This is a genomic window from Actinoplanes subtropicus (genome assembly GCF_000721705.1).
Taxonomy (GTDB): Bacteria; Actinomycetota; Actinomycetes; order Mycobacteriales; family Micromonosporaceae; genus Actinoplanes; species Actinoplanes subtropicus.
In genome coordinates this window covers 18584-35546 of record NZ_JOJL01000018.1, presented here as the reverse complement: position 1 = coordinate 35546, position 16963 = coordinate 18584, and the positions used below count along the sequence as shown (strand labels likewise).

At 70.5% G+C, this 16963-nt stretch carries 16 protein-coding genes; 11 read left to right on the top strand and 5 right to left on the bottom strand.

Features of this window, described 5'->3' with window-relative positions:
- Positions 1–14: 14 nt before the first annotated feature.
- Positions 15–1094 (bottom strand): acyltransferase family protein, encoded by a 1080-nt coding sequence (locus IH26_RS0124140; RefSeq protein WP_281179775.1) that lies wholly within the window; start codon positions 1092–1094, stop codon positions 15–17.
- Between the two features lie 401 nt (positions 1095–1495).
- Between IH26_RS0124140 and IH26_RS0124135 the strand changes: the two genes are divergently transcribed.
- Entirely contained in the window at positions 1496–2743 is a 1248-nt protein-coding gene (locus tag IH26_RS0124135) for a glycosyl hydrolase family 28-related protein (protein ID WP_245665455.1), read from the top strand.
- 82 nt (positions 2744–2825) lie between these two features.
- Here the strand turns inward: IH26_RS0124135 and IH26_RS0124130 are convergent, their stop codons facing one another.
- Positions 2826–3929 carry an LCP family protein gene (locus IH26_RS0124130; RefSeq protein WP_342668302.1) on the bottom strand — a complete coding sequence of 368 codons (1104 nt, stop codon included), beginning with the start codon at positions 3927–3929 and terminating at the stop codon, positions 2826–2828.
- A gap of 283 nt (positions 3930–4212) precedes the next feature.
- Here IH26_RS0124130 and IH26_RS0124125 point away from each other — a divergent pair, with 283 nt between their 5' ends.
- Positions 4213–5763, top strand: coding sequence for a sugar transferase (locus IH26_RS0124125; protein WP_084599041.1), 1551 nt, complete (start codon positions 4213–4215; stop codon positions 5761–5763).
- Positions 5764–5780: 17 nt separating this feature from the next.
- Here the strand turns inward: IH26_RS0124125 and IH26_RS0124120 are convergent, their stop codons facing one another.
- Positions 5781–6203, bottom strand: a complete 423-nt coding sequence (locus IH26_RS0124120; RefSeq protein ID WP_030438497.1) for a hypothetical protein — start codon at positions 6201–6203, stop codon at positions 5781–5783.
- Positions 6204–6274: 71 nt separating this feature from the next.
- On the opposite strand from IH26_RS0124120, the gene IH26_RS0124115 reads away from it, so the two are divergent.
- Complete coding sequence (locus IH26_RS0124115) at positions 6275–8374, top strand: ATP-binding protein (protein WP_051808449.1); 2100 nt, start codon at positions 6275–6277, stop codon at positions 8372–8374.
- Positions 8374–9315 carry a nucleoside hydrolase gene (locus IH26_RS0124110; RefSeq protein WP_030438495.1) on the top strand — a complete coding sequence of 314 codons (942 nt, stop codon included), beginning with the start codon at positions 8374–8376 and terminating at the stop codon, positions 9313–9315. Before IH26_RS0124115 ends, IH26_RS0124110 begins: the two co-directional genes overlap by 1 nt.
- Positions 9316–9338: 23 nt before the next feature.
- On the opposite strand, the gene IH26_RS0124105 is transcribed toward IH26_RS0124110, so the two are convergent.
- Positions 9339–9572, bottom strand: coding sequence for a TM2 domain-containing protein (locus tag IH26_RS0124105; protein WP_030438494.1), 234 nt, complete (start codon positions 9570–9572; stop codon positions 9339–9341).
- A gap of 158 nt (positions 9573–9730) precedes the next feature.
- Complete coding sequence (locus IH26_RS53930; protein ID WP_245665453.1) at positions 9731–11698, bottom strand: prolyl oligopeptidase family serine peptidase; 1968 nt, start codon at positions 11696–11698, stop codon at positions 9731–9733.
- A 243-nt stretch (positions 11699–11941) separates the two neighbouring features.
- Between IH26_RS53930 and IH26_RS0124095 the strand changes: the two genes are divergently transcribed.
- From IH26_RS0124095 to IH26_RS0124065, 7 genes are all read left to right on the top strand, one after another.
- Positions 11942–13051: an SPFH domain-containing protein gene (locus IH26_RS0124095; protein WP_030438493.1), complete on the top strand. Its 1110-nt coding sequence runs from the start codon at positions 11942–11944 to the stop codon at positions 13049–13051.
- Positions 13052–13057: 6 nt separating this feature from the next.
- Positions 13058–14125, top strand: a complete 1068-nt coding sequence (locus IH26_RS0124090) for a TFIIB-type zinc ribbon-containing protein (RefSeq protein WP_030438492.1) — start codon at positions 13058–13060, stop codon at positions 14123–14125.
- Positions 14126–14193: 68 nt separating this feature from the next.
- Positions 14194–14535: a YciI family protein gene (locus IH26_RS0124085; protein WP_030438491.1), complete on the top strand. Its 342-nt coding sequence runs from the start codon at positions 14194–14196 to the stop codon at positions 14533–14535.
- On the top strand, positions 14532–15755 hold the full coding sequence (locus IH26_RS0124080; protein WP_030438490.1) for an RNA polymerase sigma factor: 1224 nt from the start codon (positions 14532–14534) through the stop codon (positions 15753–15755). The genes IH26_RS0124085 and IH26_RS0124080 overlap by 4 nt, the downstream gene beginning before the upstream one ends.
- A gap of 213 nt (positions 15756–15968) precedes the next feature.
- Positions 15969–16379, top strand: coding sequence for an RpiB/LacA/LacB family sugar-phosphate isomerase (locus tag IH26_RS0124075; RefSeq protein WP_030438489.1), 411 nt, complete (start codon positions 15969–15971; stop codon positions 16377–16379).
- Positions 16380–16426: 47 nt separating this feature from the next.
- Complete coding sequence (locus tag IH26_RS57130) at positions 16427–16594, top strand: hypothetical protein (protein ID WP_211268741.1); 168 nt, start codon at positions 16427–16429, stop codon at positions 16592–16594.
- A complete protein-coding gene (locus tag IH26_RS0124065; RefSeq protein ID WP_030438487.1) occupies positions 16578–16943 on the top strand; it encodes a helix-turn-helix domain-containing protein in 366 nt (121 codons plus the stop codon). The genes IH26_RS57130 and IH26_RS0124065 overlap by 17 nt, the downstream gene beginning before the upstream one ends.
- The last annotated feature ends 20 nt before the right edge of the window (positions 16944–16963 follow it).

Sequence of the window (16963 nt, the reverse complement as noted above, 5' to 3'; positions counted from 1 at the left end):
CGCCTTTCAGCGCTTCACGGCGCGGCCGACGCCCGTACCGCCGACGGAGGCGCCGGCCGTCGCAAGCGTGCGGTCAGCCGCCGTCCTATGTCGATGGACGGCTTCTCGACGAGGCGGTGCACCACGTAGGCGACCAGGGGCACGCTCACGAGGCAGGCCGCCACGTAGGCGAATCCGTGGAGGCTCTCGAACACTGTCATCAGGGTCGGGTGGAACAGGTAGACGGCGTAGCTGATGCCGCCAAGGAAGATCAGCGGCCGAGCCATGGCGCGACGCCGCAGCGCGTACAGTGCGCCGAACAGAGCCAGACCGCCCAGGTACGACACGGAATAGGTGAACGGCGGCCACTGGCCGTCGCCGTCGACGCCCACGTAGGCGCCGAGCGGCACGAGCAGCACGCCGCCGGCGAGAAGGGCCTGCCAGGCTCGGCGACCGGCCGCGTCCCGCAGATGGATGGCATGACCCAGGCTGGCGACGAAGAGCAGCATCGGCAGGGTCGTCGGCAGGTCACGGCCGGTGACCCGTTCGCCGACGCACAACAGCAGGTAGAACGCGAGCCAGGCCCAGCCGAGGTGAACGGACGCGTCGAGCAGGCGCCGCGCCTTGGCCGCCGCGGACTGCGCGTAGAACAACAGCTCGATGCTCAGCGTCCAAGCCGGCGGCAGGATGCTGACCAGGCCCAGCAGGCCGTGCAGCATCAGGATGTTCAGGATCACGGCGAACGGGCCGGCGCCCTCCCACGACGAGTTGGTGACCACGTTCGCCACCACATAGACGGGCAAGGCCAGCCAGTACACCGGATAGAGCCGGAAGAACCGGCGAACGGCGAACGCGGTGAGCGTCTGGCCGGCCAGGCTGAGCGGAATCACGTAGCCGCTTACCAGGAAGAACGCCACCACGCCGACCCGGCCGAGGTCCAGGTGCGCCGTGGTCCACTCCCGGTAGGCGGGGAACTGCTCGGCGAACAAGTGCTGAACGACGACCAACATGGCGGCAACGCCGCGCACGCCCTCGAGAAAGGCGATGCGTTTCGATCGGTCCGTCGTTCCGCTCGCCCCGGTCCGATCGCCCGGTCCGGCCAACCCTTGCCCCACTACCACGTTCCTCACGCTCTCTGTCCTCCAGCCGGACGTGCCGGAACGAAGGATAAAGGATCTCGCCGTTCCGCAATGCCCCGTGCGCGGTCACCGGCGTCGAGCGAGAGCGGATCGGCATACACCCCGTCGGATACGCTCGTGCGGTGAGGCAGTTGATCACCGCTCTCAGGTCCGGCGGCAATCGCTGGTTGACCGGCACGGCGCTCAGACGGCGCCGCCCCGGGTCGCCGGCCTGGAACGCGGATGGGACCGCCGAGCTGCCGGTCGCACGCCGCGGTGGCGGACCGATGCGCTTGCCGTCGGTGTCGAGGCGTGCCGTGCTGCTGGGCGGAGTCGCGAGCACCGCGACCGGTGTTGGCGGCCTCGTCGGTTCGGCAATGGGCCAGGAGCCACCGGCCATGACCGGCGAACTGCCGGCCGGCGTGGCGTTCGACGTCCGGACCTTCGGCGCGTCCGGCGACGGCCGAACCGACGACACCGCGGCCCTCCAGCGCGCCCTGGACGCCGCCAAGCCCGCCGGCGGCGTCGTCTTCGTCCCGCCGGGCATCTACCTGACGCGTGGGCTGCGGCTCTACTCGCGCGTACATCTGCGGGGAGCCGGCGGCGACCTGTCGGTGCTGCGGCTGCACCCCGGGGCCAACAGCGCGATTCTGGAGACCGACGGCTTCGACGAGCTGACCGGTACGCGCGGGAGCGGCGGCGCCTGCTACTTCAGCATCCGCGACCTGACGCTGGACGGCAACAAACCGGCGAACGAGCGGGGTGGCTACGGGCTGCGCGTCTATGGCTACGGCTACGAGCTCAACGAAGTCATCGTGCACGGTTGCCGCGAAGACGGCGTCTACTCCGAATGGGGCAATGCGGCCGAACTGCCGGCGCCGTCGCACCAGATGGAGGCGCGGCTCACCGCCGTGCGGTCGCACGACAACGAGGGACACGGGCTCAACTTCAACGGGCCGCACGACTCGATGTTCGTCAATTGCCTGGCGTTCGAGAACAAGGCGATCGGTTTCCGCCTGGCCGGCGACTCCTCGGGCGCCTCTCTGGTGAACTGTCACGGCTGGGGAATCCGGCAGGACGTGGCCTTCGATCTCGCCGCTCCCGCGATCAGCTGCGTGAACTGCTACGCCGACCTCAACGGCGGCGTCGGGGTGCGCATCTCGGCGCGCGACTGCCGCTGGGTCGGCGGCACAGTGCTGGGCGGCAACCATGACGGGCCGGGGGCGGAGATCGGCATTCAGTTCGTGGCCGGGGCGACCCAGGACGATCCCTCCGGCGCGGTCGTCGATACCAAGATCATGAACTGCGCGACCGCGGCCGTCGACTTCGGCGCGGACCGCGGGTTGTCGACCGTACGCGCGAACCTCTGGCAGCCGGGCGTGTTCGACAAGGCCGGACGCCAGGTGGCCGACACCGGCCGAGGCTGGATCGGCAAGCCGCACCCGGCCACTCGGGTCGAACTGACCCAGGGAATGGGCGGATCGGCCAAGAACCTCGTGATCGAGCCGTCATTCGTGCTGCTTCCCGAGCCACCGCCCACGCCGCCGCTTGACGGTGTGCGGCTCTTCGCGCGAACGCAGGACGGCAAGACTCAGTTGTGCGCCCAGTTTCCCGGCGGCGGAGTTCACGTCATAGTCGCCGAGTAGCCGCCGCCCTCATTCATCGGGGGGACCGGAACAGCCGAAAGGCCGGCCGGGTGGTCTCCCGGCCGGCCTTTGACGGCTGCGCTCAGTCGGTGGCCAACTGGGCGATGGCGGCGTCGTTGTCCGTGCGAACGGCGTCGAACAGCGCCTTGGCCTTGGTCTTGTCGGGAATGACCACGCTCTGGTTGCCGATCATGCCGGTGCCCTTGGTGGGGCTCGTGTAGAAGTGCAGGTTGCCGCTGCGCAGGTGACGGAGCTGCATGGCCATGTCGAGAAGGTTGAGGCCCTTGTCGACGCTGACCGTGTCGGCGGTGGCCTTGAGGAAGTCGTTGAGCTTGGCCGGGCTGCCGAGCATGCCGCCGGACGCGGCCTTGTCGAGGATCGCCTTGATCACCTGCTGCTGGTGGCGGATGCGGGCGAAGTCGCCGTCCTTGAACGAGTACCGCTCGCGGGCGTAGTCGAGCGCCGCTGCGCCGTCCATCAGCTGGGGGCCCTTGTTGAAGTGCCGCACGCCACCGGGACCGCTCAGCGCGTGGGTCGAGGTGAACGACGTCTCGACGTCGATGTTGACGCCGCCGAGTGCATCCACGACCTCCTTGAAGCCGGAGAAGTCGATCAGGGCCACGTGGTCGATACGGACGCCCGTGTACCCCTCGACGGTCTGCACCACCAGTGGAACGCCGCCCCAGGCGTATGCCGCATTGATCTTCGAATCGGTGTTGCCGTACTTGCCGTTGGCCGCCTTGGGGATGTGCACCCAGGTGTCTCGCGGGATGGAGATGAGCTGGGCCGCCGACTGGTCCTTGTTCAGATGCAGGATGATGATCGTGTCGCTGCGGGAGCCGCCGGTGTTGTTCGGGTCGCGGGTGTCGCTGCCCAGGAGCAGGAAGTTTTCCGCGCCCTTGGCGGCCGCGTCCTTCTGCGGGCGGCTGGCCTCGGGGACCTGGGTGAACGCGTCGACCCGGTCGACCTTGCCCTCGACGTTGTGCAGATAGAGGCCGCCGCCGACGAGAGCGATGCCGACCAGGATCAGCGGCACGAGCACCACGCACAAGATGATTTTGGCGCGGCGGCTCATCCGCTTCTTGGGCGCGGCATGCGTGGCCGGCGTGCCGTCGGCGTCGTAGTCGCTTACCAGGCCGATGATTTCGGTGGCGTCGCGGTCTTGCATCGGCTGTCTGGTCGGCATGGGTGCGATCGTACTGAGCCTGGCAAGCCCCCACTGCCCCCATGTCCTCGCCTCGGGGCTGCGTCGGCCGACTGTGATGAATTACATTTCTTCGATGTCGGTGATCCGATGCCGGGGTGCTAAGCAATTGTCCGGTTCCGAATCCGGGCGAATCCTTCGACGATCATCAAAAGGCATGAATCCGGGCACCAGCGAATCGGTGGTGTGAACCGACAACAGGCCTTAGCATTCCGGCTCGATCGCGGTTGTGTTGGCCGCTTTCTTGGCACGGGGGATGCACGACATGGTACAGACGAGCCCTTCACCAGGCCCGCCTGCGGGCGCGGGGCCGCGGTCGGCCGATCTCTTCGACTGGTGGGCACCGAGCGGCGAGACGCCGATCAGCGCCGTCCCGGCGCCTCGGCGCAGCCCCGAGGAGCCGCCCACCGAGCGCCTCGTGCTGGACGGCGGCGCGCGCTCCACGGTCGTGCTTCCCTATATCCCGTCGGCGAGCGCCGGCCGCACCCGGTCGCTGCGGGCCTGGATGCTCGCGCTGCCGATCGACCTGGTGGCGCTGCTCGCGCCGATCGCCTGGGACCAGAAGTACTGGAAGGGTTCCGTGGCGGTGGCCCTCGTCGCCGCGGTCGCCTTCGCCGTCGGCGGCCTCTACCGGGCCCGCCGGCACGTGAGCGTGCTGGACGAGATCCCGCAGCTGTACTTCCGCTTCCTTGCCGCCACGGCCGTGGTGGCCATCGCGGTCGCCACCCGGCACAACTCGATCGACTACGTGGACGGCTTCCTGCGGCTCGCCGCCGCCTCGGCCGTGCTGCTGCTGCCCGCCCGGGCGATCAGCCGGATGGCCGTGCTGGTGGCCCGGCGGCGCCGCTGGGTGGAGCACGGCGCCATCATCCTGGGCGGCGGCCCGATCGCCATCGAACTGGCCCGGCTGCTGCGCCGCTATCCGCAGTACGGCCTGCGGTTCGCCGGTTTCGTGGACGTGCCGACCACCGCGCACCTCAAGCGGGAGAGCAACCCGCTGGTCGGCCACCTGGAGGACCTCGAGGAACTGGTCCGCTACACCGAGTGCGACGTGGTCATCATCGCGGACATCGACTGCCCGGAGAGCCAGTTGCTGCGCGCGGTGCGGGCGCCCGGCCTGGCCGAGACCGACCTCTGGATGGTGCCGCGGCTGCGCGAGTTCCCCGGCTCGGTCGGCTCGCCCGACCACATCGGCGCGATCCCGGTGGTTCCGCTGCGCCGGCCGACGCTCTCCGGTCCGAAGTGGGCGGTCAAGCGGACCGCCGACGTGCTCTTCGCCTCCGTCGCGCTGCTGCTGCTCAGCCCGATCCTGCTGTTCTGCGCGGTGGGCAGCTTCCTCGAGGGCGGCAAGGGCATCATCTTCCGCCAGCAGCGGATCGGGCGGTACGGCAAGCCGTTCAGCCTGATGAAGTTCCGCTCGATGCGCCCGGTGGACGAGGCCGAGTCGCAGACCAACTGGAACATCGGCCACGACCCGCGGGTCGGCCCGTTCGGCCGATTCATGCGGCGCACCTCGCTCGACGAGCTGCCCCAGCTGTGGAACATCCTGCGCGGGGACATGACCGTGGTGGGGCCGCGGCCGGAGCGGCCCTACTTCGTCGACCGGTTCTCGGTGGACTACCCCGAATACGCGATGCGGCACCGGGTGCCGGTCGGCCTCACCGGGCTGGCCCAGGTCAGCGGCCTCCGTGGGGACACGCCGATCTCCGACCGCGCCCGGTTCGACAACTACTACATCGAGAACTGGTCGCTCTGGCTGGACGCGAAGGTCATCCTGCGCACGGTGGCCGAGGTCTTCCGCGGGGGTGGCCGCTGACGGCGGCGAAACAGGCCTCAGCGCCAGCGGTCGCCGGGGCGTGACAGGTAGTCGGTGCAGACGTAGCGCCACGGGATCACGGCGAGGATGACGACCACCCAGAGGACCTCGCCGGCCAGCTCGCGCGCGGCGGGGTCCATCTCGTGGTGCAGCCAGAGCGGCAGGGCCACCGCCGCCAGCCAGATCAGCTTCCAGGCCACCTCGAAGAGCAGGATCGGCAGCATCTTCACCGGATAGCGCAGGCCGAGCAGGGCCAGCAGCGACATCGCGACCAGCATGCACTCCACCACGCTATCCATCAGCGGCCACGGGTGCTCGTGGTGGAACAGCAGCGGCCACTTGTAGACGACCAGGCCGCCGCCGAGGATCAGGTAGCCGAGGCGCAGCACGTGCAGGCGCGGGAGAGACAACGCCGGGGCCTCGAGAAGTTGCTGTGACATGACCTTCACGGTAAGTAGGCGCGGCGTCCGGGGCATCCGTGGCAGTACTGAATACGCGTAATTTCAGTGGCGTGCATGGCAACCTGCCCGCGGAGTCGTCGAGCTTCGTCGGCCGCCGCCGCGAGCTGGCCGAGTGCCGCCGGCGGCTGGCCGAGGCGCGGCTGGTCAGCCTGGTCGGGCCGGGCGGCGTGGGCAAGACCCGGCTGGCCGTCCGGGCCGTCGCCGCGCTGCCGCCGGCCTACCTGGTGGAGCTGGCCGACGTGCGGGATCCGGCCCTGGTCCCGTCGGCGGTGCTCGCCGCCCTCGATCTGCGCGATCAGTCCGCGGCCGAGCCGGGTGCGCTGCTCCGGGCGTACGCCCGGGACAAGAATTTGATCTTGGTCTTGGACAACTGCGAGCACCTGCTGGCGGCGGCCGCCCGGCTGGCCGGCGACCTGCTGCGCGCGGCGCCGGGCGTGCGGGTGCTGGCGACCAGCCGGGAGCCGCTGTCGGTGCCGGGCGAGCAGGTGCTGCCGGTGCCGCCGCTGGCCGGCGACGATGCGGTCCGGCTGTTCGTCGAGCGGGCCGGGGCGGCGACCGGCGGTTTCGAGCTGACCTCGGCAAACAAAGATGCCGTCGCGGAGGTGTGCCGCCGGCTCGACGGCTTGCCGCTCGCGCTGGAACTGGCCGCGGTGCGGACCCGGGTGCTGAGCCCGGAGCAGTTGCGCGACCGGCTGAGCGACCGCTTCGGCCTGCTCACCGTGGGGAACCGGGCCGCACTGCCGCGTCACCAGACGCTGCGCACCGCGATCGAGTGGAGCTACGACCTGCTCACGCCGGACGAGCGGAGCCTGCTCGCGCGGCTGGCCGTCTTCGCCGGGCGGTTCACGCTCGAGGACGTCGAGGCGGTGCTGCCCGGGACGCCGGCGCTGGAGCCACTGTCCTCATTGGTCGACAAGTCGCTGCTCGGCCGGGACGGCGCGGGTTTCCGCTGGCACGAGACCATGCGGGAGTACGCGTGGCTGCGGCTGCGCGAGTCGGGGGAGGCCGAGGCGGTGGAGGTGCGGTGCGCCGACTACTACCTGTCGCGGTGCCAGGAGTTCTCGGCGGCCGGCCGGCATCGGCTGGCGCCGGCGCTGGCGTGGCTGAGCCCGCAGATCGACAACATCCGGGCGGCGCTGCGGGCCTGCCTCGACCGCGGGGACTTCGTACGCGCGACCGGAATCGCGACCGCGCTGATCTGGTACTGGATCACCCGGGCGACCGGCGAGGGCGCGCGGTGGCTGGACGAGGTGCTGGCCGCGCCGGTGGCGCACCCGTGGACGTACTTCGCGCGCGGGTTCCTGGCCGTGCTGCGGAACGATCCGGCGACGGCCGGGCGGGTGCTCGAGCGCGGCGTCGGGGCGGCCCGGGCGGCCGGGCTGCCGGACGTACTCTCGCAATGTCTTTCGATGTCCTCGATCGCGGCGACCATGCGCGGCGAGTCGGGGGAGGAGTTGCTGGCCGAGGCCCGGGCGATCGCCGCCGGCCTGGACGATCTCGGCGCGACGCTGATGACGCACCAGGCCGCCGCGCTCAACGGCCTGGCGACCGGGGATCTCGAGACGGTGGCGATCGCGGCCGCGGCGGGGGTTCGGCTCAGCCGGGCGGCCGGCGATTCCTACAGCCTCGGGATGATGTTGATGAACCTGGGATACGCCATCCTGGGATCGGGCCGTGCCGCGGAGGCGATCGAGCCGCTCACCGAGGGGCTGCGGATCGCCCGCGAGATCGACGACCGGGTCGCGCAGTGCTATCTGGTCGGCGCGCTCGCGGCGGCGAAGCGGGATCCGGTGCTGCTCGGCGCGGCCGAGAGGCTGCGGGCGGAGATCGGTTCCGGCGTGCATCCGAGCATGGCCCCGGCGCTGGCCGAGGCGACCGCCGGGCTGCGTGGAAAGAAACAAGGTCAAAATCTGGACCGAGAGGCGGCCGTACGCCGGGCACTGGGCGAACAGGAGGACGGCGCGCTGAGCCGACGGGAACGTGAGGTCGCCCGCCTGATGACCGAGGGCCTGACCAACCGGGAGATCGGCGCCCGCCTCGTCCTCTCGGAGCGAACCGTCGAGAGCCACGTCCGGAATATCCTGATCAAGTTGGGCTTCACGTCGCGTACGCAGGTGGCCGCGTGGATGGCCGCCGGGCGGGAGGGCTGATGGCGGAACCGGTGATCATCGACTGCGACCCGGGCCACGACGACGCGCTGGCATTGCTGCTGGCGGCCGGCGACCAGCGGCTGCGCCTGCTCGGCGTCACCACCGTGGCCGGCAACCAGACGCTGGAGAAGACGACCCGCAACGCGCTGCGGATCCTCGCCCTGGCCGGCGTCCCCGACGTCCCGGTCGCGGCCGGCTGCGCCCGGCCCTTGGTCGGCGAGCTGACCGTCGCCGAGGACATCCACGGCGCCTCCGGCCTCGACGGCCCGGACCTCGACGGGCCGGTCGGCGAGGCAGCCGGCGTGCACGCGGCCGAGCTGATGCGGCGGCTGATCGCCGGCGCCGGCGGGCCGGTCACGCTGATCGCCACCGGCCCGCTGACGAATGTGGCCCTGTTGCTGCGCGCCCATCCCGAGGTGGTGCCGCGGGTGCGCCGGGTGGTCTTCATGGGCGGCTCGACCGAGCGGGGCAACACCACCCCGTACGGCGAGTTCAACATCGTCACCGACCCGGAGGCGGCCGACATCGTGCTGCGCTCGGGGCTGCCGGTCACGATGATCGGGCTGAACGTCACGCATCAGGCGCTGGCCACCGAGGAGGTGATCGCCGGCTTCCTGGCGATGGGCACCCGGCTCGGGGTGATCTGCGCCGAGCTGATGACGTTCTTCGCGAGCGCCTATCGCCGGGTGTTCGGGTTCGAGCATCCGCCGGTGCACGACCCGATCGCGGTGGCCGCGGTGCTCGACCCGTCGATCGTGCGGACCGTCGCCGCGCCGGTCGCGGTCGAGCTGGCCGGGGCGTACACCCGCGGCGCGACGGTGGTCGACCTGCATCGCCGCACCGGCCGGACGCCGAACGCGGAGGTCGCGGTCGGGCTGGACGTGGCCGCCTTCTGGCGGCTGCTGATGGACGCGGTCGGCCGACTCGACCAGGCGCCCTGAGGACGCCCGGCCGGCGCCAAGAGTCAGCGGGCGAGCGCGAGGCCCTGCTTGTCGGAGAACTTGCCGATCGCGATCATGATGAAGTCGATCAGCGTCCAGAGGCCCAGGCCGCCGAAGGTGACCAGCATCAGGATGCCGGTGCCGACCTTGCCGACGTAGAAGCGGTGAATGCCGAAGCTGCCCAGGAAGAAGCAGAGCAGCAGCGCGGCGATCCAGGACTTCGAACCCGTCGCGGCGGGGCTTTGAATGGCGGTCATATCGCTATGTCTCCCGGTTGAGAATTGCGTTGAAGGCGATGCAAGATAGCCGGGCTACGCGCTCGCGGGCAATAACCCGGGCCGAACTCATCGCGCCGGCGATGGCAAGGGTGACCCGGCGCCCGGCGGATCGAGCGTGCGCCACAGGAACTCCTGGGTCAGCGCCTCCAGCGTGGCCGATTGTTCGTTGTCCGCGGCCGCGCCGTGGCCACCCTCGACGTTCTCGAAATACCAGACCCTTGCCCGTACGCCCGGAGCCGAGCCGCCATTTTGCGCGCGTGCCCCGGATGCACCCGATCGTCCCGAGTGGACGTGATGAGCAGAACGGGCGGATACGACCGCGCCGGCCGCACCGATTGGTACGGCGAGTACTCCCGCAGGAACGCCCAGTCGGCCTCGTCGTCCGGGTCGCCGTACTCGGCTATCCAGGAATGGCCGGCCAGCAGCTTGGTGTAGCGGCGCATGTCCAGCAGCGGCACCGAGGCGACCACCGCCCCGAACAACTCCGGATAGCGGGTCAGCATCACGCCCATCAGCAGGCCGCCGTTGCTGTCTCCGCTGATCCCGAGCCGCTCCGGCGTCGTGTGGCCCCGGGCCACGAGATCGGCGGCGACCGCGGCGAAATCCTCGAACGCGCGAAGCCTGTTCTCCCGCCGCGCGGCCCGGTGCCAGTCGGGACCGTATTCGCCGCCGCCCCGGATGTTCGCGACCGCGTAGGCGCCGCCGCGGGCGAGCCAGCCGCGCCCGAGAACACCGTCGTAGCCGGGTGTCATCGACAACTCGAAGCCGCCGTAGCCGGTGAGCAGGGTAGGTCCCGCGTTCTCCGGGCCGACCAGGAAATAGGGCACGCGCGTGCCGTCGGCGGAGACCGCGAAGAACTGTCGCACCGTCAGCCCTTCGGTGTCGAAGAACGCCGGCTCGCTCTTCACCACCGTCATTTCCCCGCCGACCGTCGCCAGCCCCAGGGTGGTCGGCCGCAGAAACCCCGAGAAGCAGATGGCGTACGAGTCGTCCCGGTCGGGATCGGTGTCGACAATGGACATCTCGTCGAACTCGGCCGCGCCCGGAATCGGCCGCCGCAGCCACCCCTCCGGGCCCGGCGTGAGGATGTGCACCCGGCTTTTGACATCGGTCCGGGTGGTGAGCAGAAGGTGGTTCCGCGTCCACCGCCAGGTGCCGAGCGACGTGTGCTCGTCCGGCCGGAACAGCACGGCGAAATCCCGCCCGCCGCCGAGGAACTCGTCGAAGGCGATGGCGAGCAGCGCGCCGGCCGGATGGGACAGCCAGGGCGACCGGAGCCGGATCAGCAGCCAATTGCGGTACGCGTGCAGCCACGCGTCCTCCGGGGCGTCGATCCGGACCAGGGCGCCGCTCGGCGTACGCAAGAAATGGTTTGCCCGGTAGAAATCCACGGACCGGGTGACCAGGTCGCGCTCGAAACCCGGCGTCGGATCGTGGCCGGCACCCACGTCGAGATCCTCGGTCGCCCCCTCGAACACCAGCGTCGCCTCGGCGAGGGGAGTGCCGCGCCGCCACTGTTTGACCAGGCGCGGATAGCCCGACGCGGTCAGCGAACCCGGCCCGAAATCCGTCGCGACGTAGACGGTGTCCCGGTCGATCCAGCCGATGTCGCTCTTCGCCTCCGGCAGGACGAACCCGTCCGCGACGAAGACCCGGCGCTCCAGGTCGAACTCGCGGACCACGCCGGCGTCGGCGCCACCGCGGGAGAGGCTGATCAGGCAGCGGTCGAAGCCCGGGCGCAGCACGGTCGCCCCGCCCCAGGTCCAGCTCTCGCCCTCGGCCGCGTTCAGCGCGTCGAGGTCGAGCAGCACGTCCCAGGCGGGCTCGTCCAGGCGGTACTGATCGGGCGTGGTCCGGCGCCACAGCCCGCGCGGGTGGTCGGCGTCGGTCCAGAAGTTGTAGTAGAACCCGTCGCCCCGCCACCCCGGCCACGGAATATGGTCCGTGTTGTCGAGCACTTCCCGGATCGAGTCGCGCCGGCGCACGAAGCCCTCGCCACCCAGCGCGGCCAGCGTCTCGGCGTTGCGGTCGGCCACCCAGCGCCGGACCGCGGGCGAGTCCAGCGACTCCAGCCAGAGGTACGGGTCGTCGTCCGGCACAGCCACCCCCGGCGTCGATGGATAGCTCGACGATCGCACCGCCACGACCCGTTGCCAACCACCCGCCCGGCCGGCCGGAACCAGGGCCGAGTGTCCGGTATCGGGCAGTCGGGGACCGGCAAAAGCCCGCGAAACCCCGCCCGATCAGGCGATTCTCTCCGTGAGGCCGCGCGACGACGCTGGTCGTGAGTTGATAGCGTCGTCGCCGCGCGATCATCTGCGCACGGTGACCACGTCGAGGAGTTCCGCATGGGTCTTTGGGACAAGCTCAAGGGTGAGCTGATCGACATCATCGAGTGGCTCGACGACAGTCGAGACACCATCGTCTGGCGATTCCCGCGGTACGAGAACGAGATCAAGATGGGCGCCAAGCTCATCGTCCGCGAGTCGCAGGCGGCCGTCTTCGTCAACGAGGGGCAGGTCGCCGACGTCTACACGCCGGGCACCTACACCCTGACGACGCAGAACATGCCGATCCTCTCGACCCTCAAGGGCTGGAAGTACGGCTTCGAGTCGCCGTGGAAGGCCGAGGTGTATTTCGTCAACACCCGGCAGTTCACCGACATGAAGTGGGGCACGCAGAACCCGGTGATCGTGCGCGATCCCGAGTTCGGCATGGTCCGGCTGCGCGCGTTCGGCGCGTTCGCGATGCGCGTCTCCGACCCGGCCGCGCTGCTGCGCGAGCTGGTCGGCACCGACCCGCAGTTCCGCACCGAGGAGGTGCAGGAGTACCTGCGCCAGATGGTGGTCAGCCACCTCGGCAGCGCCCTGGCCACGGCCAACGTGCCGATGCTCGACCTGGCCGCCAAGCAGCAGGCGATCGGCTCGACGCTGGCCACCGTGCTCACCGACGAACTCGCGCCGAGCGGCCTCTCGATCCCCAAGTTCATCATCGAGAACATCTCGGTTCCGCCGGAGGTGGAGGAGGCGCTGGACAAGCGCACCTCGATGGGCGTGGTCGGGAACCTGGACAACTACACCAAGTTCCAGGCCGCGAACGCGATGGAGGACGCCGCCAACAACACCGGCGGGGCGGGCGAGGCGTTCGGCTTCGGCCTCGGCATGGCCGCCGGCCAGCGGGCGACCCAGGCCATGAACACCCCGACGCCCGCCGGCCCGCCGGCCTCGGCCGCACCGCCGCCGCTGCCGAACGCCGCCGAATGGTTCGTCGGCGTGAACGGCCAGCAGCAGGGACCGTACGATCAGAACGGTCTTGCCGGGATGGCCGCGAGCGGCTCGCTGCGCCGGGAGACGCTGGTCTGGAAGAACGGCATGGCAGCGTGGACCGCCGCTGGTCAGGTCGCCGAGCTGGGCGGCATCTTCGCCCAGGTCCCGCCGCCGCTCCCGCCGCAGGGCTGACCGCCGATGAGCCAGACGCAGTACCCGTGTGCCAACTGCGGGGCGAACGTCGAGTTCGCCCCGGGCACCACCGTGCTCAAGTGCCCGTACTGCGGCGCCGAGACGCCTCTCGCGCCGACCGGGCGGCAGATCCAGGAGCACTCGTACGCCCAGTTCGCCGGCCTGCCCCGGAAGCCGATCGCGACGCTGGCGCCGCACGTCTTCACCTGCAAGGGCTGTGGCGCGGTCACGCAGAGCGACAAGATCTCCGACCGGTGCCAGTTCTGCGGCGCTCCCGTGGTCGCCGACCTCTCCGCGGGCGACATGGTTCTGCCCGAGGCGGTGCTGCCCTTCGGGGTGGACCGGCCGGCCCTGCGCGAGGCGCTGAAGAGCTGGACGTCGTCGCGGTGGTTCGCGCCGAGCGGCCTGAAGAAGGTCACCGCGGCCGAGTCGTCGCGCAGCACGTACCTGCCCCATTGGACGTACGACGCCCGCACGGTCTCGAACTACTGGGGTGAGCGCGGCGAGCACTACTGGGAGACCGAGACCTACACCGAGGACGGCGAGACCCGGACCCGCGAGGTGCAGAAGACGCGCTGGTGGCCGGCGAGCGGCACGGTGGCCCGCGACTTCGACGACGTCCTGATCACCGGCACCACCCGGGTCGCCCCGAAGCACCTGGACAAGCTCGAGCCGTGGCCGCTGCCGGACTCCGAGGCGTACCGCCCGGAGTACCTGGCCGGCCACGAGACGCTGCGCTACGACGTCGAGCCGGAGAGTGGGCTGGAGACGGCGAAGACCCGGATGGCGTCGGTCATCGAGCAGGACTGCCGGGCGGACATCGGCGGCGACGAGCAGCGGGTGCGCCAGGTCGACACGCAGTACGGCGACGTGACCTTCAAGCTGATGCTGCTGCCGGTCTGGATCGCCTGCTACCTGCACGCCGGCAAGACCTACAACATCCTGGTCAACGGCCGAACCGGCGAGGTGGCCGGGGAACGCCCGTACAGCGCCGCGAAGATCGCCGCCGCGGTGGCCGCCGCCGTCGTGGTCATCGCCATCATCGTGATCCTGATCGCGATGAACAAACATTGAGTGTCGGATCGGGGCCGCGTCGTTCGTAGCGGGGGTGAAGGCCGCCACCCGACGAGGAGATGATTCCGATGGCGCAGTACCTGATGTCCGTGCTCCACGACGACGCGAACGGCCCGGTCATGGCCGATCCGGTCGAGGCGGCCGCGATCGACGTCTTCAACGAGCGGCTCCGGGCCGACGGCAACTGGGTCTTCGCCGGCGGCCTGGCGTCGCCGGGTTCGGCCACCGTGGTGGACGCGCGGGAGGGCGAGCCGGTGTTCACCGACGGGCCGTACATCGAGTCGAAGGAGTACCTCGTCGGCTTCTGGATCGTGGAGGCGCCGCACCTCGACGCCGCTCTCCGGATGGCCGCCGACGGCTCCAAGGCGTGCAACCGGCGGATCGAGCTGCGGCCTTTTCTCTCGGCATGACCGAGATCGGCGAGGTGATCGCCCGGGTGCACCGCGAGGAGTGGGCCCGGGTGGTCGCGACCATGGCCCGGCGGGTCGGCGATCTCGACGTCGCCGAGGAGTCGGCGGCCGAGGCGTTCGCGACCGCCGTCGAGCGCTGGCCGGCCGACGGCGTCCCGCCCAATCCCGGCGCGTGGCTCACCACCACCGCGTACCGCAAGGCCGTCGATCGGCTCCGCCGCGAGGTCAAGCGGGCGGAGAAGCATCAGGAGGCGTCGATGCTGCGGTCCGATGCCCCGGAGCCGCTGGGCGCGATCGACGACGATCGGCTCCGCCTGGTCTTCACCTGCTGCCACCCCGCGCTCGCCATGGAGTCGCGGGTCGCGCTGACCCTGCGGATGGTCGGCGGGCTCACCGTGCCCGAGATCGCCCGCGCGTTCCTGGTCCAGGAGACCGCGATGGGCCGCCGCCTCACCCGGGCCAAAACCAAGATCAAGGACGCGAGGATTCCGTACGGCGTTCCCTACCGTGAAGACCTTCCGCGGCGGGTCACCGGCGTCCTCGCGGTGCTGTACCTGATCTTCAACGAGGGCTACCTGACCTCCGACCCGGCGCGGGAACCGGTCCGCGGCGAGCTGACCGCCGAGGCGATCCGGCTGACCCGGCTGGTCCGCGCCCTGCTGCCCGCGGACGGCGAGGTGGCCGGCCTGCTGGCGCTGATGCTGCTCACCGAGGCCCGCCGCCCCGCGCGACTCTCCGCGACCGGCGAGCTGGTCACCCTGACCGACCAGGACCGCGGCGCCTGGGACCGGTCGCTGATCGCGGAGGGGCACGCGCTGGTCCGCGAGCGCCTGGCCACCGGCCGGCCGCCGGGCCGCTACCAGGTCCTCGCCGCGATCAACGCCGTCCACACCTCCGCGCCCGACGTCAGGTCCACCGATTGGTCGCAGATCGTCGCCCTGTACGACCAGCTGGCCCGCCTCGACCCGTCCCCGGTCGTACGGCTGAATCGAGCGATCGCCATCGCCGAGCTGGACGGTCCGGCGGTGGCGCTCGCCGAGGTGGACGGCCTGCCGCTGGCGGGGTATCACCCGTTCCACGCGACGCGGGCCGAGCTGCTGCGCCGGCTGGGCCGGAGCGAGGAGTCCCGGGCGGCCTACGACCGGGCGATCGAGCTGGCCGCCAACACCGGGGAGACGGCGCACCTCATCCGCCGCCGCGACCAACTGGCCGGCCGCTGATCCGGCGGGCCGCTGCTCCGGCCGGTCGCTGATTTCGGCGGCCCGATGGGTGCGGCGGCCCGCTGATTTGGCGGCCCGATGGTGCGGCGGCCCGCTGATTTGGCGGCCCGATGGTGCGGCGGCCCGCTGATTTGGCGGCCCGCTGATGCGGCGGCCCGATGGTGCGGCGGCCCGCTGATCTGGCGGATCGCTGATGCGGCATAGGCTGCGACCATGCGGGTAGCGTTCGCCAGCGACGACGAGAACGAGACGACCCGGGCGGTCGTCGCCGCCCTGACCGACGCCGGCCACGAACTGGTCCGCCCCGAGGCGGCGGAGAGCTGGCCCGACCTGGGCCGCTTCGTCGGCTCGGCGGTGGTCGACGGCCGAGCCGACTACGGCGTCGTGATGTGCTGGACCGGCACCGGCACGGCCATCGCCGCCAACAAGGTCCCCGGGGTGCGGGCCGCGCTCGCCTGGGACCCGTGGATAGCCCGCGGCGCCCGTCTCTGGAACGACGCGAACGTGCTGGCCATGAGCCTCAAACGACTGGCACCGGACGTAGCCGTCGAGGTCCTGCGAGCCTTTCTGGACACCCCGGAACCAGACCCCGACGAGGCCGCCAACATAGCCGCGATCGAATAACTTCGTGGTACCGATCCGGCACCGATTATGCTGTTGGTGTTATCCGCTTGATCGTCTGGTTCCAGCCGGATGCTCCGCCGGTGATCGTGTTGTTCGGCAACAACAAGGCCCAGATGGGCGACGTGTTCTACAACAGCGTTGGCAGCCGCGCCGACCAAGTGATTGCGGCCTACCTCAGAATGACCAATCGAGGTGGCGATGACCAGCCAGCCTGAGTTCAACTTCGTCGGTACCGAGGCGGCGCAGGAGCGGATCGCCCGCCTGCGGTCGCGACGTGGCGCCGCCGAGCGCATCGACGGCATCCGAGCCGAGATGGCGGAAGCCGACCGCATCTATGCCGAGAACCTCGCAGCGGTACGCAAAGCGGCCGACCTCACCCCGATGGAGCTGGCCACGGCGATGGGCGTTACCCAGTCGGAGATGAGCCGCATCGAGAGCCGACCTGACATGTTGCTCTCCACGCTCGCCGGCTACCTCGCCGCCGCCGGCGACAATCCTCGTGTCGTCGTCACCGTCGCCGGCCAAGACATCGAAATCGACTTCACGCCGCTGATCCGACGCTGAGCCGAGAGAGCCTCGGGTCC

What these genes read in the sequence shown, in the direction of transcription:
- IH26_RS0124135 (WP_245665455.1), top strand. Translation starts at nt 1,496, where the DNA reads ATGACCGGCGAACTGCCGGCCGGCGTGGCGTTCGACGTCCGGACCTTC.
- IH26_RS0124130 (WP_342668302.1), bottom strand. Translation starts at nt 3,929, where the DNA reads ATGCCGACCAGACAGCCGATGCAAGACCGCGACGCCACCGAAATCATC.
- IH26_RS0124125 (WP_084599041.1), top strand. Translation starts at nt 4,213, where the DNA reads ATGGTACAGACGAGCCCTTCACCAGGCCCGCCTGCGGGCGCGGGGCCG.
- IH26_RS0124120 (WP_030438497.1), bottom strand. Translation starts at nt 6,203, where the DNA reads ATGTCACAGCAACTTCTCGAGGCCCCGGCGTTGTCTCTCCCGCGCCTG.
- IH26_RS0124110 (WP_030438495.1), top strand. Translation starts at nt 8,374, where the DNA reads ATGGCGGAACCGGTGATCATCGACTGCGACCCGGGCCACGACGACGCG.
- IH26_RS0124105 (WP_030438494.1), bottom strand. Translation starts at nt 9,572, where the DNA reads ATGACCGCCATTCAAAGCCCCGCCGCGACGGGTTCGAAGTCCTGGATC.
- IH26_RS0124095 (WP_030438493.1), top strand. Translation starts at nt 11,942, where the DNA reads ATGGGTCTTTGGGACAAGCTCAAGGGTGAGCTGATCGACATCATCGAG.
- IH26_RS0124090 (WP_030438492.1), top strand. Translation starts at nt 13,058, where the DNA reads ATGAGCCAGACGCAGTACCCGTGTGCCAACTGCGGGGCGAACGTCGAG.
- IH26_RS0124085 (WP_030438491.1), top strand. Translation starts at nt 14,194, where the DNA reads ATGGCGCAGTACCTGATGTCCGTGCTCCACGACGACGCGAACGGCCCG.
- IH26_RS0124080 (WP_030438490.1), top strand. Translation starts at nt 14,532, where the DNA reads ATGACCGAGATCGGCGAGGTGATCGCCCGGGTGCACCGCGAGGAGTGG.
- IH26_RS0124075 (WP_030438489.1), top strand. Translation starts at nt 15,969, where the DNA reads ATGCGGGTAGCGTTCGCCAGCGACGACGAGAACGAGACGACCCGGGCG.
- IH26_RS0124065 (WP_030438487.1), top strand. Translation starts at nt 16,578, where the DNA reads ATGACCAGCCAGCCTGAGTTCAACTTCGTCGGTACCGAGGCGGCGCAG.